Origin of the sequence: Coralloluteibacterium stylophorae (assembly GCF_018122625.2) — a bacterium.
GTDB lineage: Bacteria > Pseudomonadota > Gammaproteobacteria > Xanthomonadales > Xanthomonadaceae > Coralloluteibacterium > Coralloluteibacterium stylophorae.
The window spans coordinates 479,249-497,246 of sequence record NZ_JAGQFT020000002.1 but is presented as its reverse complement, the minus strand read 5'-3'; the positions used below and the strand labels follow the sequence as shown (position 1 = coordinate 497,246).

At 73.2% G+C, this 17,998-nt stretch carries 22 protein-coding genes and 2 pseudogenes; 16 read left to right on the top strand and 8 right to left on the bottom strand.

Annotated features, from left to right (window positions below; genetic code table 11):
* Window positions 1-12 precede the first annotated feature (12 nt).
* Window positions 13-564, bottom strand: a complete 552-nt coding sequence (locus KB893_RS04665; RefSeq protein WP_211925249.1) for an MOSC domain-containing protein — start codon at window positions 562-564, stop codon at window positions 13-15.
* A 65-nt stretch (window positions 565-629) separates the two neighbouring features.
* Between KB893_RS04665 and KB893_RS04660 the strand changes: the two genes are divergently transcribed.
* Genes KB893_RS04660 through KB893_RS04645 form a run of 4 tightly spaced genes read left to right on the top strand, consistent with a single transcriptional unit; the run spans window position 630 to window position 3,315 of the window.
* Window positions 630-1,220 (top strand): N-acetylmuramoyl-L-alanine amidase, encoded by a 591-nt coding sequence (locus KB893_RS04660; protein ID WP_211925248.1) that lies wholly within the window; start codon window positions 630-632, stop codon window positions 1,218-1,220.
* 52 nt (window positions 1,221-1,272) lie between these two features.
* Window positions 1,273-2,157 carry an acyl-CoA thioesterase II gene (tesB, locus tag KB893_RS04655; protein ID WP_211925247.1) on the top strand — a complete coding sequence of 295 codons (885 nt, stop codon included), beginning with the start codon at window positions 1,273-1,275 and terminating at the stop codon, window positions 2,155-2,157.
* Between the two features lie 4 nt (window positions 2,158-2,161).
* Window positions 2,162-2,572 carry a pathogenicity-like protein gene (locus KB893_RS04650; RefSeq protein ID WP_211925246.1) on the top strand — a complete coding sequence of 137 codons (411 nt, stop codon included), beginning with the start codon at window positions 2,162-2,164 and terminating at the stop codon, window positions 2,570-2,572.
* Window positions 2,573-2,604: 32 nt separating this feature from the next.
* The gene (locus tag KB893_RS04645) at window positions 2,605-3,315 is read left to right on the top strand and encodes an arginyltransferase (RefSeq protein ID WP_211925245.1); all 711 of its coding nucleotides are present in this window, start codon (window positions 2,605-2,607) and stop codon (window positions 3,313-3,315) included.
* 15 nt (window positions 3,316-3,330) lie between these two features.
* Here the strand turns inward: KB893_RS04645 and purT are convergent, their stop codons facing one another.
* Complete coding sequence (gene purT / locus KB893_RS04640; RefSeq protein WP_338026850.1) at window positions 3,331-4,542, bottom strand: formate-dependent phosphoribosylglycinamide formyltransferase; 1,212 nt, start codon at window positions 4,540-4,542, stop codon at window positions 3,331-3,333.
* A 161-nt stretch (window positions 4,543-4,703) separates the two neighbouring features.
* Here purT and KB893_RS04635 point away from each other — a divergent pair.
* Window positions 4,704-5,471: pseudogene (locus KB893_RS04635) on the top strand (M15 family metallopeptidase); the annotation flags it as partial.
* A gap of 31 nt (window positions 5,472-5,502) precedes the next feature.
* Here KB893_RS04635 and KB893_RS04630 read toward each other — a convergent pair.
* The 5 genes and pseudogenes from KB893_RS04630 to KB893_RS04610 form a co-directional block, all read right to left on the bottom strand.
* Window positions 5,503-5,883 carry a DUF423 domain-containing protein gene (locus KB893_RS04630; protein WP_246505306.1) on the bottom strand — a complete coding sequence of 127 codons (381 nt, stop codon included), beginning with the start codon at window positions 5,881-5,883 and terminating at the stop codon, window positions 5,503-5,505.
* Between the two features lie 111 nt (window positions 5,884-5,994).
* A complete protein-coding gene (locus KB893_RS04625) occupies window positions 5,995-7,302 on the bottom strand; it encodes an SRPBCC family protein (RefSeq protein WP_211925242.1) in 1,308 nt (435 codons plus the stop codon).
* Window positions 7,303-7,691: 389 nt separating this feature from the next.
* Window positions 7,692-7,760, bottom strand: a pseudogene (locus KB893_RS18250) (DNA-binding response regulator); the annotation flags it as partial.
* Window positions 7,761-7,842: 82 nt separating this feature from the next.
* A complete protein-coding gene (locus tag KB893_RS04615) occupies window positions 7,843-8,484 on the bottom strand; it encodes a response regulator (RefSeq protein ID WP_211925240.1) in 642 nt (213 codons plus the stop codon).
* Window positions 8,481-9,710, bottom strand: a complete 1,230-nt coding sequence (locus KB893_RS04610) for a sensor histidine kinase (RefSeq protein ID WP_211925239.1) — start codon at window positions 9,708-9,710, stop codon at window positions 8,481-8,483. Before KB893_RS04610 ends, KB893_RS04615 begins: the two co-directional genes overlap by 4 nt.
* 150 nt (window positions 9,711-9,860) lie before the next feature.
* Between KB893_RS04610 and KB893_RS04605 the strand changes: the two genes are divergently transcribed.
* From KB893_RS04605 to KB893_RS04580, 6 genes are read left to right on the top strand one after another with little or no spacing between them, the layout of a single operon-like run.
* Window positions 9,861-10,454, top strand: a complete 594-nt coding sequence (locus KB893_RS04605) for a GNAT family N-acetyltransferase (protein WP_211925238.1) — start codon at window positions 9,861-9,863, stop codon at window positions 10,452-10,454.
* An 8-nt stretch (window positions 10,455-10,462) separates the two neighbouring features.
* Window positions 10,463-11,209 carry a septum site-determining protein MinC gene (minC, locus tag KB893_RS04600; protein ID WP_211925237.1) on the top strand — a complete coding sequence of 249 codons (747 nt, stop codon included), beginning with the start codon at window positions 10,463-10,465 and terminating at the stop codon, window positions 11,207-11,209.
* A gap of 53 nt (window positions 11,210-11,262) precedes the next feature.
* A complete protein-coding gene (minD, locus tag KB893_RS04595) occupies window positions 11,263-12,072 on the top strand; it encodes a septum site-determining protein MinD (RefSeq protein ID WP_211925236.1) in 810 nt (269 codons plus the stop codon).
* A 3-nt stretch (window positions 12,073-12,075) separates the two neighbouring features.
* The gene (gene minE, locus KB893_RS04590; protein ID WP_211925235.1) at window positions 12,076-12,363 is read left to right on the top strand and encodes a cell division topological specificity factor MinE; all 288 of its coding nucleotides are present in this window, start codon (window positions 12,076-12,078) and stop codon (window positions 12,361-12,363) included.
* Between the two features lie 36 nt (window positions 12,364-12,399).
* The gene (locus tag KB893_RS04585; protein WP_377730742.1) at window positions 12,400-12,969 is read left to right on the top strand and encodes a hypothetical protein; all 570 of its coding nucleotides are present in this window, start codon (window positions 12,400-12,402) and stop codon (window positions 12,967-12,969) included.
* Between the two features lie 28 nt (window positions 12,970-12,997).
* A complete protein-coding gene (locus KB893_RS04580; protein ID WP_211925234.1) occupies window positions 12,998-13,459 on the top strand; it encodes a DUF4426 domain-containing protein in 462 nt (153 codons plus the stop codon).
* A 13-nt stretch (window positions 13,460-13,472) separates the two neighbouring features.
* Here the strand turns inward: KB893_RS04580 and pdxH are convergent, their stop codons facing one another.
* Window positions 13,473-14,069 (bottom strand): pyridoxamine 5'-phosphate oxidase, encoded by a 597-nt coding sequence (gene pdxH, locus KB893_RS04575; protein WP_211925233.1) that lies wholly within the window; start codon window positions 14,067-14,069, stop codon window positions 13,473-13,475.
* A 38-nt stretch (window positions 14,070-14,107) separates the two neighbouring features.
* On the opposite strand from pdxH, the gene KB893_RS04570 reads away from it, so the two are divergent.
* From KB893_RS04570 to hemE, 5 genes are read left to right on the top strand one after another with little or no spacing between them, the layout of a single operon-like run.
* A complete protein-coding gene (locus KB893_RS04570) occupies window positions 14,108-14,929 on the top strand; it encodes a kinase (protein ID WP_211925232.1) in 822 nt (273 codons plus the stop codon).
* Window positions 14,930-14,956: 27 nt separating this feature from the next.
* A complete protein-coding gene (locus tag KB893_RS04565; RefSeq protein WP_211925231.1) occupies window positions 14,957-15,508 on the top strand; it encodes a shikimate kinase in 552 nt (183 codons plus the stop codon).
* Window positions 15,505-16,584, top strand: coding sequence for a 3-dehydroquinate synthase (gene aroB / locus KB893_RS04560; RefSeq protein WP_211925230.1), 1,080 nt, complete (start codon window positions 15,505-15,507; stop codon window positions 16,582-16,584). Before KB893_RS04565 ends, aroB begins: the two co-directional genes overlap by 4 nt.
* Before the next feature lie 56 nt (window positions 16,585-16,640).
* The gene (locus KB893_RS04555; protein ID WP_211925229.1) at window positions 16,641-16,877 is read left to right on the top strand and encodes a WGR domain-containing protein; all 237 of its coding nucleotides are present in this window, start codon (window positions 16,641-16,643) and stop codon (window positions 16,875-16,877) included.
* Between the two features lie 48 nt (window positions 16,878-16,925).
* Entirely contained in the window at window positions 16,926-17,993 is a 1,068-nt protein-coding gene (gene hemE / locus KB893_RS04550) for a uroporphyrinogen decarboxylase (protein WP_211925228.1), read from the top strand.
* Window positions 17,994-17,998: the final 5 nt, after the last annotated feature.

The following is a 17,998-nucleotide window of genomic DNA, read 5'->3' as shown; positions in this document are numbered from 1 at the left end:
CTTGGGGAGATGTCAGAACAGGGCGTGCTGGGCGACGTCCGACGGCACCGGCGCATCGTCGACAGGACGCACCGCGTCGCCGACGCGGATGACGCCGGTGGCGACGATGCGCGCGACCAGCCCGCCGTGGCCGCGCATGGCGTTGTAGCCGCCGCGGCCGAGCGCGAGCTCCATGCGCGAGCACGGGTCGCAGGGCCCGGTGCCTTCCAGCACCACGTCGTCGCCGATCCGGAACCGGCGCCCGCGCAGCGCCGCCAGCGGGATGCCGCTGACCACGAGGTTGCGGCGCAGGCGCGCCGGTTCGAGCCGCGGCAGCCCGGCCAGCGTCGCGACCACCGGCAGGTGCTCGGCCTGGACCAGGCTGACGTCGCGCGCGCCGCTCGTGCCCCGGTAGCGGTCGCCGTCGAGGCCGGCACCGACCACGGCGGCCACCGCCTCGACCTCGTGCATCGGCACGTCGCGCGCGGGACGCAGCCCGATCCACTCGATCCGCCCCGGCCGCGGCAGGGTCGCGAGCAGGCGGCCGAGCGGCGAGTCGGCGGGAGGACGGCGGGTCGGGCGCATGGGGGCGCGATGATAGAGGCAGCCCGCGCGGCAGGCGACGCGCACGCGCCTGCTAGCATCCGCGCATGCCCGCCGACCTGCCGCCCGCCGACGTCCTCGCCACGGGCCACCACGCTCCCCTGCCCTACGAGATCCGTCTCCCCGAGCGCCCGCGCACGGCGATCGACCTGGTCGTGATCCACTGCACCGAGACCCCCGACCTCGCCAGCGCGCGGCGCTTCGGCGAGCGTGTGCTCTACGGCAGCGGCACCGGCAACAGCGGCCACTACTACATCGACCGCGACGGCAGCCTGCACGTCTACGTCGCGCCCGAGCGCGTCGCCCACCACACCCGCGGCTACAACGAGCGCGCGGTCGGCATCGAGCTGGTCAACACCGGGCGCTACCCGCACTGGCTGGACTCGCGCCACCAGGCGATGGACGAGCCCTACACGCCGGCGCAGATCCAGACGCTGAAGGCCCTGCTCGCCAGCCTGCGCGAGGCGCTGCCGAACCTCGTCTACATCGCCGGCCACGAGGATCTCGACACCGCCACCGAGCCGGCCAGCGACGACCCGGCGCGGCGCGTGTTCCGCAAGCGCGATCCGGGGCCGCTGTTCCCCTGGCCGGAGGTGCTGGCCGGCAGCGGCCTGGAGCGCATCCGCGCCGAGCCCTGAGGCCGCGCGGGGCGCCCGCTATACTGCCGCCCCGTCCGTGCCCGTTGCCGACATGTCCGATTCCGTCGTCGCCGAACTCACCGATCTGCTCGCCCTCGAACGCCTCGAGGACAACCTGTTCCGCGGGCAGAGCCGCGACATCGGCACCAAGTACGTGTTCGGCGGCCAGGTGCTGGGCCAGGCGCTGTCGGCGGCGCAGCGCACGATGACCGACCCCGCGCGCGACGTGCACTCGCTGCATGCCTACTTCCTGCGCGCCGGCGACATCGAGCACCCCATCGTCTACACCGTCGAGCGCACCCGCGACGGCGGCAGCTTCTCGACCCGTCGCATCACCGCCATCCAGCACGGCCAGCCGATCTTCGTGGCGACCTGCTCGTTCCAGCACCGCGAGTCCGGCGCCGAGCACCAGGCCGCGATGCCCGAGGTGCCGGCACCGGAAACCCTGCGCCCGGGCACCAACATCCCGCCGGAGGTGATCGCGAAGCTGCCGCCCAAGATCCAGCGCTGGGTCACGCGCGAGGGGCCGTTCGAGTTCCGCCACGTCGACCCGCGCAACGAACTCGACCCGGCGACGATGCCGCCGCTGCAGTACGTGTGGTTCCGCCTGATCGGGCCGGTCGGCGACGACATCCACCTGCACCAGGCGCTGCTGGCGTACTCGTCCGACTTCCACCTGCTCGGCACTGCGACCTTCCCGCACCGGATCAGCTACTACCAGCCGGGCGTGCAGATGGCCTCGCTCGACCACGCGCTGTGGTTCCACCGCCCGTTCCGCGCGGACGAATGGCTGCTCTACGCCTGCGAGAGCCCGAGCGCGTCGGGCGGCCGCGGGCTGGCGCGGGGGCAGATCTTCAGCCGCGACGGTCGCCTGATCGCATCGACCGCGCAGGAAGGCCTGATCCGCGTGGTCGACCGCAACGGCGGCAAGGCCTGACGCCATGCGCCAGGTCTTCACCTCGCCACGCCTGGAGAACGTCGAGCGCGTCGCGCAGATGCTCAACGACGAGGGCATCGCCACCCACATCACCAACGGCCGCTCCTACGGTGGCGCGCGGCGGCGCCAGTTCAGCTATCGCGACATCCCCGGATCGCAGCCGCAGCCGGCGCTGTGGATCGTGCACACGCGCGACCAGGTCCGCGCCCGCGAGCTGCTGCGCGGCGCCGGCCTGATCGACAGTACCCGCGGCGACACCGGCTTCGACAGCTACCTGCCGGGCGGCGCGCCGCGCGCCGCCGCCGGCTCGCCGCAGTCGCGCCGCAAGGCCGTCGTGATGCGGGTGCGGATCCTGATGCTGGCGATCGTCGCCGCGGTGGTGGTCGCGGCCCTGTACCAGATCTTCGGCGGCTGACACCGCCCGCGACGCGGCGCCACGCTTCCGCCATGTCCCGTTCCGAACCGCTGCGGCTGTACCTGACCCACGCCCACGCCTGCGGCTACTACGACGACCGCCAGGCGCGCGACCTGGTGCTCGATCCGCACGACCCGCGCCTGCCGCTGGCCTACCCGTCGGCGCTGGCGCAGGGCTTCCGCCGCTCCGGCGGGCACGTCTACCGCCCGCACTGCGCCGGCTGCAGCGCCTGCGTGCCGGTGCGCATCCGGGTCGCCGACTTCGTCCCCAACCGCAACCAGCGCCGCTGCCTGGCGCGCAATGCGGACGTGACCCTGGTCGAGACCGCGCCGGGCCATACCGCCGAACGCTTCGCGCTCTACACCCGGTACCTCGCCGCGCGCCACGCCGGCGGCGGCATGGACGATCCCGCGCCCGGCGACTTCGACGCCTTCCTCGCCAGCGGCTGGCAGACCACGCGCTTCCTGGAACTGCGCGAGGCCGGGCGGCTGGTCGCGGTGGCCGTCACCGACGCCACCCCGGACGCGCTGTCGGCGGTCTACACCTTCTTCGATCCCGACCTCGCCGCGCGCAGCCTCGGCACGCTGGCGATCCTGCGCCAGGTCGAGCACGCCCGCGCCACCGGCCGCACCTTCGTCTATCTCGGCTTCTGGATCCGCGCGCACCCGAAGATGGACTACAAGACCCGCTACCGCCCCCTGGAGATGCTCGAGGGCGGGCACTGGCGGCGGATGGGCGGCTGAGGCGGTGGCTCGCGCTCAGTTCCAGTCGATCGCGATCGCCGCGGCGGCATCGCGCGCGGCGGCGCGTGCGGATTCGAGGTCGGCGCCGCGGGCCAGGGTCACGCCGACGCGGCGCCGGCCCTCGACCCGCGGCTTGCCGAACAGGCGCAGCGCGGTGTCGGGGGCGGCGAGCGCCTGCTCCAGGCCGCGGAACACCGGCACGCCGTTCCCCTCGGCCAGCAGCGCGCAGGACGCGGAGGCGCCGAGCTGGCGGATCGCGGGGACCGGCAGCCCAAGGATGGCGCGCGCGTGCAGCGCGAACTCCGACAGGTCCTGCGAGACCAGGGTCACCAGGCCGGTGTCGTGCGGCCGCGGCGACACCTCGGAGAACCACACCTGGTCGCCCTTCACGAACAGCTCCACGCCGAACAGGCCGAAGCCGCCGAGCTCGGCGGTCACCGCCGCGGCGATCGCCTGCGCGCGTTCCAGCGCGAGATCGGACATCGGCTGCGGCTGCCAGCTCTCGCGGTAGTCGCCATCGACCTGGGTGTGGCCGATCGGCGCGCAGAACGCGGTGCCGTCGCGATGACGCACCGTCAGCAGGGTGATCTCGTAGTCGAAGTCGACGAAGCCCTCGACGATCACCCGCCCCTTCCCGGCGCGGCCGCCGGTCTGCGCGTAGTCCCAGGCGCCTTCGATGTCGCCCTCGCCGCGGACCACGCTCTGGCCCTTGCCCGAGGAACTCATCACCGGCTTGACCACGCACGGCAGGCCGACCGCGGCGACGGCGGCGCGGAAGTCGTCGGGGGTATCGACGAAGCGGTAGGGCGAGGTCGGCAGGCCGAGCGTCTCGGCGGCGAGGCGGCGGATGCCTTCGCGGTCCATGGTCAGGCGCGCCGCGCGCGCGGTGGGGATCACGCGCAGGCCCTCGTCGCGCTCCAGCTCGACCAGGGTCTGGGTGTGCAGCGCCTCGATCTCGGGCACGACGAGGTCGGGCATCTCCTCGGCGACGAGCGCGCGCAGCGCCTCGGGATCGAGCATGTCCAGCACATGGCTGCGGTGCGCGACCTGCATCGCCGGCGCATCGGCGTAGCGATCGGCCGCGATCACCTCGACGCCGAAGCGCTGCAGCTCGATCGCCACTTCCTTGCCCAGCTCGCCCGCGCCCAGCAGCAGCACGCGCGTCGCGTCCGGCGTGAGCGGGGTACCGAGGGTGACGGAGGGAACGGCGGCGGGGCTCGAGCTCACGATGCATCCAGTGCGGGTGGAAACGCGCAGTGTATGCGAGCCCGCACCGCCACGGCCGCAGCGCGAGCATGCTGGCGCCCCACGCGGAACGACCGCGGCCGCACTGCACCGCCGGCCGCTTCCGCTGTCGGCCATGCCCGGCGGGCGACTACACTTGCGCGATGCGGCGCGACGCCTGGCAGCTGATCAACTTCGAGCGGTTCGAGGCCATTCCGGCGGCGCTCGCGCGACCGCGCGGCAGCGCCACGGCACGCATCCTCGCGCGCTCGGAATGGCTGCTGCGACGCAAGTCGGATGGCCGCTTCCTCGCCGCCGTCGGACCCGCGCGGGCGCTGGTTCCGCTCGATCCGGCCGGGCGCCGTCTCCTGCGCACGCTGCGACAGCTGCTGCCGGCGCTGCGCGGCCGCAGGCCTGCGGATACGCTCCCGCTGGTGTCGATGCACGCTGCGCTCGCCGAACTTGCGGTGCCGCCCGACTACGGGACGCAACGTGGCCTCGCCCTCGTCGCCGAGCCGCGGGGGCTCGCCTTCGCCGGCGTCGACCGCTACCGTCGACCACTGTGGCTGACGCCCGGCGCCGCCCGCGGCTGGCGCCGACTGCAGGCCGCGGCGCGGGCCGACGGCGTGCACCTGGACGCGATCTCCGGCTACCGCAGCCACGCCTACCAGCTCGGGATCTTCCGCCGGAAGCTGGCGCGCGGGCAGACCGTGGCCGAGATCCTCGCCGTCAACGCCGCGCCCGGCTACAGCGAGCACCACGGCGGCGACGCGCTCGACATCGGCACCCGCGGCGAGCCGCCGGCCGAGGAGAGCTTCGAACGCACGGCGGCCTTCGCCTGGCTGGCGCGGCGGGCGGGCGAGTTCGGCTTCACGATGAGCTACCCGCGCGACAACCCGCACGGCATCGTCTACGAGCCCTGGCACTGGCGGCATCGCGACACCGCGGCGCCGCGCCGAGCCTTCAGCGTCGCCGCAGCGACGCCACCGCCTGCACCAGCCAGCCCAGCATGAGCAGGCCGCCGCCGGCCGGCGCGAGCCGCGTCGAGGCGCCGGTCAGCACCGCGGCGACCAGGCTTCCGGAGAACAGCAGGACGCCGGCCAGCAGGACCAGGGGCACCAGCGCGCCCCAGCCGCGCACACGCGGCGCGAGCAGCACCAGCGCCAGTCCGTGGCCGAAGGCGAACAGCGCGGCCAGCCCCAGCCGCACCGCGGCGGCGCCCTCCGCGCCGTGCGAGGCATAGGCGCCGAGCGCGACGGCGAGGCCGCACAGCAGGGCGCCGGCAGCGGCGGCCAGGCGCATCGGCAGGGACACGGGATCGTGCGCGGACGGCGCGTCGTGCATGGGGCGACTCCGGGGCGAGCGGCGATGAGGGCCGGAACGAAAAGGGCCTCCGCACGCGGAGGCCCTTGCTGGCTGCTGGATGGCGGGAGCGCCGCTGGGCGGCGCGATCCCTCACTCCTCTTCGGCGTCCTCGCCGTCCGCGTCGGCGGCCTGCTCGCCACCGATCGGCTCCGGCTCGACCCAGTCCGGCTGGCCCGGCGTCTTGATCGGCCAGTACACGGCGAACTCGGAATCCGGAGCGAAGCTCTTGGCGGCGCCGAGCAGGTACTCGTCGAACGGACGGCCCTGGGTCTCCTCGCCGTGCACCAGCAGCCAGGCACGGATCTGGTCGCGGATCGCCGGCAGGCCGGCGGGATGGCCGACGTACACCGTCATCGCGGCGCGGCCCTCGTAGGTGCGGCGCAGCAGCACCGGACCGGCGAGTTCGATGTCCAGGCTCTCCAGCTCGGGCAGCGGTTCGCGGCGCTCGGCGGCGGCGTAGTTCGCCGGCAGGGTCACCAGCGGCTGCTCCTCGTCGCCGGTCATGGCCGTGGCCTGCCCGTCGCCGTTCTCCTCGCCGTCCTCGCCCTCGTCCTCGTCGCGCGAGGCGGTCGCCTGCTCCGGCGCCTCCTCGCCGTCGGCGAGACGGCGGACCGGCTGGACCAGGTCGAACGCGTAGTTCTCGGCGCCGTACTCGGTGGTGACCAGGCGCAGCGGACCGTCGGCGACCAGGTCGTTGCTCTCCATGACCCGCTCGATCCAGCCGAGGTTGTTCTCGACCGCGAGGATCATGCCGTCGTTGTTGCGCGGCGCGTTGGTCGGCACGACCAGCGCGTTGCGCTGCGCCACGTCGACGACCTGCACCGGGCGCGGCAGCACGCTGTAGTCGAAGCGCGGGATGGTGGTGAGCATGGTGCTCAGGTTCTCGAGACCGCGCTTGAGGTCGCCGCCGACGGTGCGGTCGACGTACATGCCGGCGTAGCGGCCGAACAGGTCGAAGCCGTAGTCGACGTGGTAGGTCTGCTTGATCTCGACGTTGCGGCCATTGCGACCGGTCTTGCGCAGGTCGAAGGTCATCGTCTTGTCCTGGCCGCGGGCGTCGTTCTCGACGTCGTACACGACCTGCTCCTGCGGCGTCGACGAGACGATCTTCCAGGAGCCCTGGTTGACGTCGCGGTTGCGCGAGTTGTAGGCAAGCGACGCGCCCTCGCCGACCTCGGCGCCGGAGGCCGTGTACGTGATCCGCGGATCCTTCTGGGTCAGCGGACTCCAGTCCTTGAAGCGCTTGAAACTGTTGACCACGTCGTAGACGACCGTGATCGGACGGTTGGTCTCGACGGTGTGGCTCACGGTGCGCTCGGAGGGCAGCACCAGGCCGACGATCACAAACAGCACTGCAACCAGGACGGCTGCAACGATGAACTCAAGGACACGGGTCATTCGCGGTCTCCAAAGACGGCCTGCCGCGCCGGAACGGCCGAAGGGAACGGGCAGGAACCGCTATGCTAGCAGGGAAGAAGCGACTGCCGCATGCGCGTACGGAAGATTTGCGCGGCGGCCGGCCGGCCCGCGACGGCCCTGGAATCCGGCCCGGGCCGACTCGCGCGCCCGACCCCGAGAAGGGCCCGATGCGGGCGCGCTCCAGCCCGCCGAGGCCGGGCCCCGGAAGCCCCTCCCCGCGGACCGGCCCGAGCTCGCAGGCCTTGGGCACGGCCCGGGTGCGGTCGCGCACGCCGAGCCTGGAGAGGGTGAGCCGGCGCCGCCTGCGAGGCACCGCCTCGCGCGCCGGCGAACGCCCGGAGCGCTGCGACGGGCCGGGCATCCTCCCCTCAGACCAGCTTGAGCTCGAAGGCCTTGAGCACCGCCCGGGTGCGATCGCGCACGCCGAGCTTGGAGAGGGTAAGCCGGCGCCGCCTGCGAGGCACCGCCTCGCGCGCCGGCGAACGCCCGGAGCGCTGCGACGGGCCGGGCATCCTCCGCTCAGACCAGCTTGAGCTCGAAGGCCTTGAGCACCGCCCGGGTGCGGTCGCGCACGCCGAGCTTGGAGAGGATGTTGGAGACGTGGTTCTTCACCGTGCCCTCGGCCACCCCGAGCGAGTTGGCGATCTCCTTGTTGCTGAAGCCGCCCGCCATCAGGCGCAGGATCTCGGTCTCGCGGTCGGTCAGCGGATCCGGGCGCTCCAGGCTCACGAACTCGTTCTGCATGTGTTCGAGCCCGGACAGCAGGCGCTGGGTCACCGCCGGCTGCACCAGCGAACCGCCGCCGGCCACGGTCTGGATGGCGTCGACCAGCTGCTCGAGCGAGACATCCTTGAGCAGGTAGCCCTTGGCGCCGGCCTTGATCCCGGCGAGCACGAGCTGGTCGTCGTCGAAGGTGGTGAGGATGATGGTCGGCGGCAACGCGGCGGCCGCGCTCAGCGCCTGCAGCGCCTCGAGCCCGGACATCACCGGCATGCGCATGTCCATCAGCACCACGTCCGGCTTCACCGTCGGGACCAGCTCCACCGCCTGGCGCCCGTCCCCGGCCTCGGCGACCACCTCGATGTCCTCGGCCAGCTCGAGCAGCGAACGGATGCCCTGGCGCACCAGGGTCTGATCGTCGACCAGACACACGCGGATCATGCGGACCTCGTTTGGGAAGTGAAGGAGTCGCCGGCGGCGTCCGTCTCGGCGGCGGCATGCTGCGCCACCGCGTCGAATCCCGCCAGCGGCATGCGGATCTCGAGGGCGAAGCCCTGGCCGGGCACGGTCCGGATCTCGACGCTGCCGCCGTGGGCGCGCAGCCGCTCGCGCATGCCGCGCAGGCCGTTGCCGGCGACGAAGCCCGGCGCGCCGCGGCCGTCGTCGCGCGCGTGCACGTGCAGCGCGTCGTCGTGGCGTTCGAAGGTCAGCCACAGGGTGCGGGCGTCGGCGTGACGGACGGCGTTGGTGATGATCTCCTGCGTGCAGCGCAGCAGGGCATGCGCGCGCTCGGGATCGTCGAGGGCGAAATGCTCCGGAAGCTGCAGGCGCACGTCGAGCCGCGGCACGCCCTCGGCGAGTGCGCGCAGCGCGGCGGAGATCTCGATGGCGCCGCTGTCGCGGATCTGGCTGACCGCCTCGCGCACGTCGGTCAGCAGCAGCTTGGCCAGGGTGTGCGCCTGGCGCACGTGCTCCTGCGCCTTGCCGGTGGACAGGTGGCCCGCCACCTCCAGGTTGAGGCTCAGCGCGGTGAGGTGGTGGCCGAGCAGGTCGTGCAGCTCGCGCGAGATGCGGGTGCGCTCGTTGAGCCGGGCGCTCTCCGCCAGCAGGGTCCGCGTGGCGTGCAGTTCGGCGTTGAGGCGGCGCTGTTCCTCGCGGTCCTCGGCCTGCTGCATGGCGACGTTGCCGGTCGCGAACACGAACGCGCAGAACAGCGCGTAGAGCAGCGCCTGCATCACCGCCTCGAACGGCGAGAAGCCGAGCCCGAAGTGGAACACCGGGATCACCGCGAGATTGGCGACCAGCAGCCAGCTCGCGCCCAGGGGCAGCGGCAGGAACCACGGCAGCACGCCGGCCACCACCATCAGCAGGATGCTGCCCAGGCCCGAGGCGTTGAAGAAGCTCACCGCGATCGCCGCCACGGTGAGCGCCAGCAGCATCAGGATGTCGACCCAGCCGGTGCGGCGCACGCCCAGGGATCGGGTCACGAACCAGTAGATCGCGCCGAACGCGAGGTAGGCGGTCAGCCACCAGCCCACCCGCATCGCGGAGCCGGCCAGCCCGGACAGCTCCGGGTAGTACCAGCTGTAGAGCAGCGGCATGCCGACGATCGCCCAGGTCAGGAACCCGACGTAGCGCAGCAGGGGGATGGTCAGGCGCAGGTGCATCCGCCAGATCCTACGGGGCCGGACGGGCCCGCGGACATCGGACGCAAGTCATGCCCCTGCGCCCAAGCGCCGGCGCGGGCGTGCGATACTGCCGGCCGCGCGGCGCCCGCCGGAGGCGACGCCCGCCCGCAGCCGTACCTGGAGCCCCCGATGACGATCACCGTGCGCGACGTTCACGCCGACGAACTGGACACCGTCCTCGCGCTGAACAACTCCGCCGGGCCGTCGATCCTCGCGCTGGACCAGGCCGGCCTCCGCCGGCTGTGGGAGCAGGCCGACTACTTCCGCGTCGCCGAGGTGGAGGGCCGCATCGCCGGCTTCCTCGTCGCGATGCTGCACACCTCCGACTACACCAGCCCCAACTTCCGCTGGTTCCGCGAACACTACCCCGCCTTCCTCTACGTCGACCGCATCGTGGTCGCCACGACCCGTCGCGGCGCCGGCGTCGGCCGGGTGTTCTACGCCGACGTGCAGAGCTTCGCGGAGGTGCGCGTGCCGATGCTGACTTCCGAGGTGTTCCTCGAGGAGACCAGCGGCGGCGCGATGCTGTTCCACGGCACCTTCGGCTACGGCGAGGTCGGCCAGCAGGTGATGGAGGGCCCCGGCCGCCGCGTGAGCCTGCTGGCCAAGCCGCTGTGCAGCTACGAATGGGTGCGCGAGACCTACGGCGAGACCCTGCCCGACGTGCCCTGGCTGGCGCCCTCCGCGGCTCACCGCCGCCCCCTGCAGACCCTGGAAGCCTGACGAGACCGATGGCAGCTGCGATCCCCGACTACGAACAGGCCGGCGAACTCAAGATCGGCCAGGTTGGCATCGCCAACCTGCGCGTGCGCACCCTCGACGTGCCGCGCCTGACCCGCGAGATGCGCGAGCGCGTGCAGCGCGCGCCCAAGCTGTTCGCGCGGGCGGCGGTGATCGTCGACTTCGGCGGCCTGCCGACGCTGCCCGGCGTGGCCGAGGCGCGGGCGCTGATCGACGGCCTCGGCGAGGCCGGGGTGCTGCCCGTCGCCCTGGCCTACGGCAGCAGCGAGAGCGAGGCCCTGGCCGAGGCCCTGGGCCTGCCGGTGCTGGCCAAGTTCCGCGCCCAGTACGAGAGCGCGGCGCCGGTCGCGCCCGAACCCGCGCCGCCTCCGCCGCCCCCCGCGCCGGCACCGGCGGCCGAACCGGCCGGCGCGCCGATGCTGCTCAGCGCGCCGATCCGCTCCGGACAGCAGATCTACGCGCGCGGCGGCGACCTCACCGTCTGCGCCACGGTCGGCGCCGGCGCCGAGGTCATCGCCGACGGCTCGGTGCACGTCTACGGCGCGCTGCGCGGGCGCGCGCTGGCCGGCGCGTCCAACGACCCGCGCGCACGCATCTTCTGCCGCGAGTTCCACGCCGAACTCGTCGCCGTCGCCGGCCACTACAGGGTGCTCGAGGAGATTCCCGCCGCCCTGCACGGCAAGGCCGTGCAGGTCTGGCTGGAAAACGACACCCTGCGTATCGAAGAATTGACCTGACCCTCCGGCCCTCCCCCTGGCGCCGGCAAGACACGCATCTGGAGAGCTGATCAGTGACAGAAATCATCGTGGTGACGTCCGGCAAGGGCGGCGTGGGCAAGACCACCTCGAGCGCCAGCATCGCCAACGGCCTGGCCCGCCGCGGCAAGAAGGTCGTGGTCATCGACTTCGACGTCGGCCTGCGCAACCTCGACCTGATCATGGGCTGCGAGCGCCGCGTCGTGTACGACTTCGTCAACGTGATCCAGGGCGAGGCGACGCTGCGCCAGGCGCTGATCAAGGACAAGCGCTTCGAGAACCTGTACGTGCTCGCCGCCTCGCAGACGCGCGACAAGGACGCGCTGACCCTGGAGGGCGTGGAGAAGGTGCTCAACGACCTCAAGGCCGACGGTTTCGACTACATCCTCTGCGACTCGCCGGCGGGCATCGAGAAGGGCGCGTTCCTGGCGATGTACTTCGCCGACCGCGCGGTGGTCGTGGTCAATCCGGAGGTGTCGTCGGTGCGCGACTCCGACCGCATCCTCGGCCTGCTGTCGTCGAAGACGAAGAAGGCCGAGTCCGGCGGCCGCGTCAGCGAGCACCTGCTGCTGACCCGCTACAACCCGGCCCGGGTCGAGACCGGCGAGATGATGAGCATCGCCGACGTCGAGGAGGTGCTGGGACTGAAGGCGATCGGCGTGATCCCCGAATCCAACGACGTGCTGACCGCATCCAATTCCGGCGTGCCGGTGATCCTGGCCGAGGACACCCGCGCCGGGCAGGCCTACGACGACGCGGTCGCGCGGCTGATGGGCGAGGACCGCCCGATGCGCTACACCCACGCCGACAAGAAGGGCTTCTTCTCGAAGCTGTTCGGGAGCTGACGCATGGCATTGTTCGACTTCCTGAAGGCGCGCCCGAAGAACACCGCCAATGTCGCCAAGGAGCGCCTGCGCATCATCGTGGCGCAGGAGCGCTCCTCGCGCGGCGGCCCGGACTATCTCCCGCTGCTGCGCCGCGAGCTGCTCGAGGTGATCCAGAAGTACGTCTCGGTGGACGTCGACGCGGTCAAGGTGGACCTGGCCAAGGAAGGCGACCACGACGTGCTCGACATCTCGGTGTCCCTGCCCGACCGCAACGACGGCCCGGCGACCGCGGCCTCCGGCGCGCGCTGACGCTGGAAGCCGGCCGGTGCGTCGGCAGTGCAGGCCATGAGCGCTCCCCAGCACGCGCCGCGCGGCGCGGACCAGCCCCTGCCGGCGGGCGCCGGCGGCGTCATGACCGTGGCCGACCTCGGCTTCGACGGCCCCGCGCGCCTGCTCGCGGGCTACGGGCTGGCGCTGGAACGCGTGGCCGACGGCGCCGCCATCCCCGGCAGCTACTGGGGCGAGCCGGAGGCCGGCATCATCGGCGACCGCGTCTACGCGCGCGCCGACACGCCGGTGCATTCGCTGCTGCACGAGGCCTGCCACCTGATCGTGCTGCCGCCGGAGCGGCGCGCCGCGGTGCACACCGACGCCACCGATTCGATCGCCGAGGAGGATGCGGTGTGCGTGCTCCAGGTGCTGGTCGCCGACGCGCTCGGCGTGGGCCGCGAGCGCGCCTTCGCCGACCTCGACGCCTGGGGCTACAGCTTCCGCCTCGGCTCCGCGCGGGCCTATTTCGAGCGCGACGCCGACGAGGCCTTCGCCTGGCTGGAGGCGCACGGCCTGGTCGATGCCGCGCGCCGGCTGCGCCCGCCGCAGGACGCGCACCGGCACGCGGACGCGGGTGCACACTAGGCGCCGGACGCCAACCTGCGGAGCCCGCATGCGCACCACCGCCCTCCTCCTCGCCCTGGGCCTGCTCCTGCCCGTCGCCGCGACGGCGCAGCAGATGACGGCCACCGGCGACTATCTGCTGCACTACAACGCGCTGCCGAGCAGCCAGCTGCCCGAGGAGATCGCGCAGCGCTACGGGCTCATCCGTTCGCCGCAGACCGTGGTGCTCACGGTGTCGGTGCAGAAGCGCGGCCAGCCGGGCGCGCCGCAGCCGGTCGCCGCGGACGTGGAGGTGACCGCCACCGATGCCCAGGGGCGGACGCAGCCGCTGCGGATGCGCGAGGTCGTCGCCGGCAACGACGTGTCCTACCTCGGCCAGGCGCGCATCGGCGACGGCGATGGCGAAACCCTCACCTTCGGCATCCAGGCGCGCCCGCGCGACGGCGACCCCGACGCCGGCCAGCCGCCGGCGCCGCTGCGCGCGACCTACAGGCAGGCGTTCTTCCGCTGACGCGGATCGCGGCTCAGGGATAGAGCATCCGCTGCGACCAGTGCCCCTCGGCGTCGCGCTCGTGCACGTGGCGCTCGTGCAGGCGGAACTCCATCCCGTACCAGAACTCGATCCGCCGCGGCACCACGCGGAAGCCGCTCCAGCGCGGCGGGCGCGGCACCTCGGCGTCGGCGAAGCGCGCCTCGCTCTCGGCGAGCGCGCGTTCGAAGGTCCCGCGGTCGGGCAGCGTCCGCGACTGCCGCGAGGCCCAGGCGCCGATCTGGCTGCCGCGCGGCCGCGAGGCGAAGTAGGCGTCGGCCTCGGCGTCGTCCACGACCTCCACGTCCCCCTCGATCCGCACCTGGATCTGCTGCGGCAGCGACTTCCACAGGAACAGCAGCGCCGCCTGCGCATTGGCCTGCAGTTCGCTGCCCTTGTGGCTGTCGAGATGGGTGTAGAACACGAAGCCGCGCTCGTCCCACGCCTTGAGCAGCACCGTCCGCGCGGAGGGCCGCCCCTCGGGCGTGGAGGTCGCCACGGTCATCGCGGTGGGCTCCGGTTCCCCGCCGCCGCGGGCGGATTCGAGGAGGGCTTCGAAGGTGTCGAGGACATCGCGCGGCACGGTGGACATGGCGGACTCGCAGGCGGTTCGGCGCGTATTGTCGACGCATGCGCCCCTCGCCGTCGCCCCCGTCCGCAGGATGGCCCGCCGACCTCGTCGCCGGCGTGCTCGACGAGGCGCTGGCGGTGCCGGCCACGACGCCGGTGTTCGGCATCACCGGCCTGCAGGGCAGCGGCAAGACCACGCTCGCGCGCCAGCTCGTGGCGCTCGCGCAGGCGCGCGGACTGCGGGTGGCGACGTTCTCGATCGACGACGTCTACCTCGACCGGCCCCGGCGCCTGGCGCTGGCGCGCACGGTCCACCCCCTGCTCGCCACGCGCGGCCCGCCCGGCACCCACGACCTGGAACTGGCCCTGGAGACGCTGGCGCGGCTGCGGGAGTGGAGCCCGGGCCGGAGCGTGCGCCTGCCGAGCTTCGACAAGCTCGGCGACCGCCGTCGTCCGCTGGCGGAGTGGCCCGAGATCCGCGAACGGCCGGACCTCGTGGTCTTCGAGGGCTGGTTCCTGAAGACTCCGCCGGAGTCGCCACGGGCGCTGGCCGCACCGGTGAATGCGCTTGAACGCGACGAGGATCCCGACGGCAGCTGGCGTGGCTGGTGCAACGCGCGCCTCGCCGGCTACGCACCGTTGTGGCGCGGCATCGACCGGCTCCTGTTCCTGGCCGCGCCCGGCTTCGAGCACGTGCCGCGCTGGCGGCTGGAGCAGGAACGCGCACTGCAGGCGGCGCAACCCGGGCGCGCCGGCATGGACCAAGCGCAGATCCTGCGCTTCGTGCAGCACTACGAGCGGGTCAGCCGGCAGGCGCTGCGCACCCTGCCCGGCATCGCCGAGCGCACGCTGCGGCTGGACGCGTGCAGGCGCCCGGCCTGAGCGCGCCCGCGGGTTAGCATTGCGCGGATGCAGCGCGCGCCGAACCTCATCTTGGTGGGCCCCATGGGGGCGGGCAAGACCGCGCTCGGGCGCGCGCTCGCCACGCGCCTCGACCTCGACTTCGTCGACGCCGACCAGCTCGTCGAGGCCCGCACCGGCGTGTCCATCGCCACCATCTTCGAGCACGAGGGCGAGGCCGGCTTCCGGCGCCGCGAGTCCGCGCTGATCGACGAGATCTGCGCGCGCGCGGGCCAGGTCGTCGCCACCGGCGGCGGTGCGGTGATCGACCCCGGCAGCCGTGTCCGCATGCGCGCGGCCGGCCACGTGGTCCATCTGCACATCGACGTCGAGCGCCAGCTCGAGCGCCTGGCCCGCGACCGCAGCCGGCCGCTGCTGCACCGGCCCGACCGCCGCGCCGTGCTGGAACGGCTCGCCGCCGAACGCGCGCCGTGGTACGCGGAGGCCGCGCACCAGCGCTTCGAGGTCGGCGACTGCGGAGTCGAGCAGGCCTGCGCGCGCCTCGTCGCCATCCTCCCCGATGCCTTCCGGCTGCGGTCGGCCGAACACGAGCCACGATGAACCCACGCATCCTCGACGTCGCCCTGGGCGATCGCAGCTATTCCATCCGCATCGGCTCCGCTCTGCTCCGCGACGCCGAGGGCCTGCGCGCCTGCGCGCCCGGCCGGCACGTGCTGCTGGTCACCGACGCCAACGTCGCCACCCACCACCTCGCGCCGGTGCGGGCGGCGTTCGCCGGGCATGCCGTGGAGCTCGTGGTGCTGCCGCCCGGCGAGCAGGAAAAGACCCTCGCCCGCTTCGGCGACCTGATGGCGGCCCTGGCCCGCCTCGGCGCCAGCCGCGACGCCACCGTCGTCGCGCTCGGCGGCGGCGTGGTCGGCGACCTCGCCGGCTTCGCCGCCGCGTGCTGGATGCGCGGCGTCCGTTTCGTGCAGCTGCCGACCACGCTGCTGGCCATGGTCGACTCCTCCGTCGGCGGCAAGACCGCGGTCGACCTTCCGGAGGGCAAGAACCTGGTCGGCGCCTTCCACCAGCCGGCGGCGGTGGTGGCCGACACCGACGTCCTCGCCACCCTGCCCGACCGCGAGCTGCGGGCGGGCCTGGCCGAGGTGCTGAAGTACGGCGCGATCGGCGATCCCGCGTTCTTCGCCTGGCTGGAGACGCAGGCCCCGGCGCTGCTGGCGCGCGATCCGGCGGTACTGGGCGAGGCGATCGCGCGCAGCTGCGCGCACAAGGCCGACGTCGTCGCGCGCGACGAGACCGAGCGCGGCGAACGCGCCCTGCTCAACTTCGGGCACACCTTCGGCCACGCCATCGAGACCGTGCAGGGCTACGGCGGCCTGCTGCACGGCGAGGCGGTGGCGGTGGGCATGCGCCTGGCCGCGGACCTGTCGCACCGGCTCGGCCGCGCATCCGCGGACGATGCGCAGCGCCTGGCGGAGCTGGTCGAGGCCTTCGGCCTGCCGACGCGGATCCCGCCGGGCCTCGATCCCGATGCGCTGCTGGCGCGCATGCGCCTGGACAAGAAGAACCTCTCCGGCCGGCTGCGGCTCGTGCTGTGGCGCGCGCTGGGCCGCGCCGACCTCGTCGACGGGGTGGACGAGGCCGCGGTGCGCGCACTGCTGGCCGAGGGCTGAGCCGCAGGCCCGCGACGGCCTCGTCGCGCACCCGGGCGGCCGCTACAATCCGGCGGATGCGTCTTCTGCTCCAGCATCCTCCCGTCGCCGACGAGCCCGTGCGCTTCGTGCGGCTCAGCCTCGACCAGGACCTGCTCGGCGGCTGGACCCTGACCCGCGAGAGCGGCCAGCTCGGCGGGCGCAGCACGCTCAGGCGCGACCAGTTCCTCGACCGCGCGGAGGCCGATGCGGCCTTCGCCCGGCTTCGCGACCAGCAGCTCAAGCGCGGCTTTGTGGCCGCCGCCGGCGACTGACGCCGCCCCACCCGGCCGTCGCCGACGGCCCGCTCCGGAAGGACCACCGTGCCCGCTCCTCTCAAGAACGACCGTTTCCTGCGCGCGCTGCGTCGCGAACCCGTCGACACCACGCCGGTGTGGCTGATGCGCCAGGCCGGACGCTACCTGCCCGAGTACCGCGCGACCCGCGCCCGCGCCGGCAGCTTCCTCGGCCTGGCCAAGAATCCGGAGGCGGCCTGCGAGGTCACCCTGCAGCCGCTGGACCGCTTCGACCTCGACGCGGCCATCCTGTTCTCCGACATCCTCACCGTGCCCGACGCGATGGGCCTGGGCCTCTATTTCGCCGAGGGCGAGGGCCCCAAGTTCGAGCGCCCGGTGCGCAGCGAAGCCGACATCGCGAAGCTCGCCGTGCCCGACATCGGCGCCACGCTCGGCTACGTCACCGATGCGGTGTCCCTGATCCGCCGCGAACTCGACGGCCGCGTGCCGCTGATCGGTTTCTCCGGCAGCCCGTGGACGCTGGCCTGCTACATGGTCGAGGGCGGCGGCAGCAAGGACTTCGCCCGGATCAAGGCGCTGGCCTACGACCAGCCCGCTCTCCTGCACCGGCTGCTGGAGGTGGTGACCGACGCGGTCATCGCGTATCTCGACGCGCAGCGCCAGGCGGGTGCGCAGGCGCTGCAGGTGTTCGACACCTGGGGCGGCGTGCTCGCGCCCCACGTCTACCGCGAATTCTCGCTGCGCTACCTCGAGCGCATCGCGCGCGAGCTGCCGCGCGGCGACGGCGCCGACCGCGCGCCGCTGATCCTGTTCGGCAAGGGCAACGCACCGTATCTCGAGAACCTGGCGGCGAGCGGCGCCGAGGGCGTCGGCGTGGACTGGCTGGTCTCGCTCGACGAGGCGCGGCGCCGCACCGCAGGCCGCGTTGCCCTGCAGGGCAACCTCGACCCGGCCACGCTGTACGCCACGCCGGAGGTGATCCGGAGCGAGGTGCGGCGCGCGATCGACGCCTACGGTGACGGTCCCGGGCACGTGTTCAACCTCGGCCACGGCATGGCGCCGGACATGAACCCCGAGCACGTCGCCGTGCTGGTCGACGCCGTGCACGAGTTCGGACGCGGCCGCGCCGGCTGAGTCCG

Bases quoted from the DNA above. Each gene is read 5' to 3' on its own strand.
- KB893_RS04665 (WP_211925249.1), bottom strand. From the start codon at position 564: ATGCGCCCGACCCGCCGTCCTCCCGCCGACTCGCCGCTCGGCCGCCTG.
- KB893_RS04605 (WP_211925238.1), top strand. From the start codon at position 9,861: ATGACGATCACCGTGCGCGACGTTCACGCCGACGAACTGGACACCGTC.
- minE (WP_211925235.1), top strand. From the start codon at position 12,076: ATGGCATTGTTCGACTTCCTGAAGGCGCGCCCGAAGAACACCGCCAAT.
- KB893_RS04585 (WP_377730742.1), top strand. From the start codon at position 12,400: ATGAGCGCTCCCCAGCACGCGCCGCGCGGCGCGGACCAGCCCCTGCCG.
- minC (WP_211925237.1), top strand. From the start codon at position 10,463: ATGGCAGCTGCGATCCCCGACTACGAACAGGCCGGCGAACTCAAGATC.
- KB893_RS04645 (WP_211925245.1), top strand. From the start codon at position 2,605: ATGTCCCGTTCCGAACCGCTGCGGCTGTACCTGACCCACGCCCACGCC.
- KB893_RS04570 (WP_211925232.1), top strand. From the start codon at position 14,108: ATGCGCCCCTCGCCGTCGCCCCCGTCCGCAGGATGGCCCGCCGACCTC.
- KB893_RS04630 (WP_246505306.1), bottom strand. From the start codon at position 5,883: ATGCACGACGCGCCGTCCGCGCACGATCCCGTGTCCCTGCCGATGCGC.
- KB893_RS04650 (WP_211925246.1), top strand. From the start codon at position 2,162: ATGCGCCAGGTCTTCACCTCGCCACGCCTGGAGAACGTCGAGCGCGTC.
- KB893_RS04580 (WP_211925234.1), top strand. From the start codon at position 12,998: ATGCGCACCACCGCCCTCCTCCTCGCCCTGGGCCTGCTCCTGCCCGTC.
- KB893_RS04565 (WP_211925231.1), top strand. From the start codon at position 14,957: ATGCAGCGCGCGCCGAACCTCATCTTGGTGGGCCCCATGGGGGCGGGC.
- tesB (WP_211925247.1), top strand. From the start codon at position 1,273: ATGTCCGATTCCGTCGTCGCCGAACTCACCGATCTGCTCGCCCTCGAA.
- KB893_RS04625 (WP_211925242.1), bottom strand. From the start codon at position 7,302: ATGACCCGTGTCCTTGAGTTCATCGTTGCAGCCGTCCTGGTTGCAGTG.
- KB893_RS04615 (WP_211925240.1), bottom strand. From the start codon at position 8,484: ATGATCCGCGTGTGTCTGGTCGACGATCAGACCCTGGTGCGCCAGGGC.
- aroB (WP_211925230.1), top strand. From the start codon at position 15,505: ATGAACCCACGCATCCTCGACGTCGCCCTGGGCGATCGCAGCTATTCC.
- KB893_RS04610 (WP_211925239.1), bottom strand. From the start codon at position 9,710: ATGCACCTGCGCCTGACCATCCCCCTGCTGCGCTACGTCGGGTTCCTG.
- KB893_RS04555 (WP_211925229.1), top strand. From the start codon at position 16,641: ATGCGTCTTCTGCTCCAGCATCCTCCCGTCGCCGACGAGCCCGTGCGC.
- KB893_RS04660 (WP_211925248.1), top strand. From the start codon at position 630: ATGCCCGCCGACCTGCCGCCCGCCGACGTCCTCGCCACGGGCCACCAC.
- pdxH (WP_211925233.1), bottom strand. From the start codon at position 14,069: ATGTCCACCGTGCCGCGCGATGTCCTCGACACCTTCGAAGCCCTCCTC.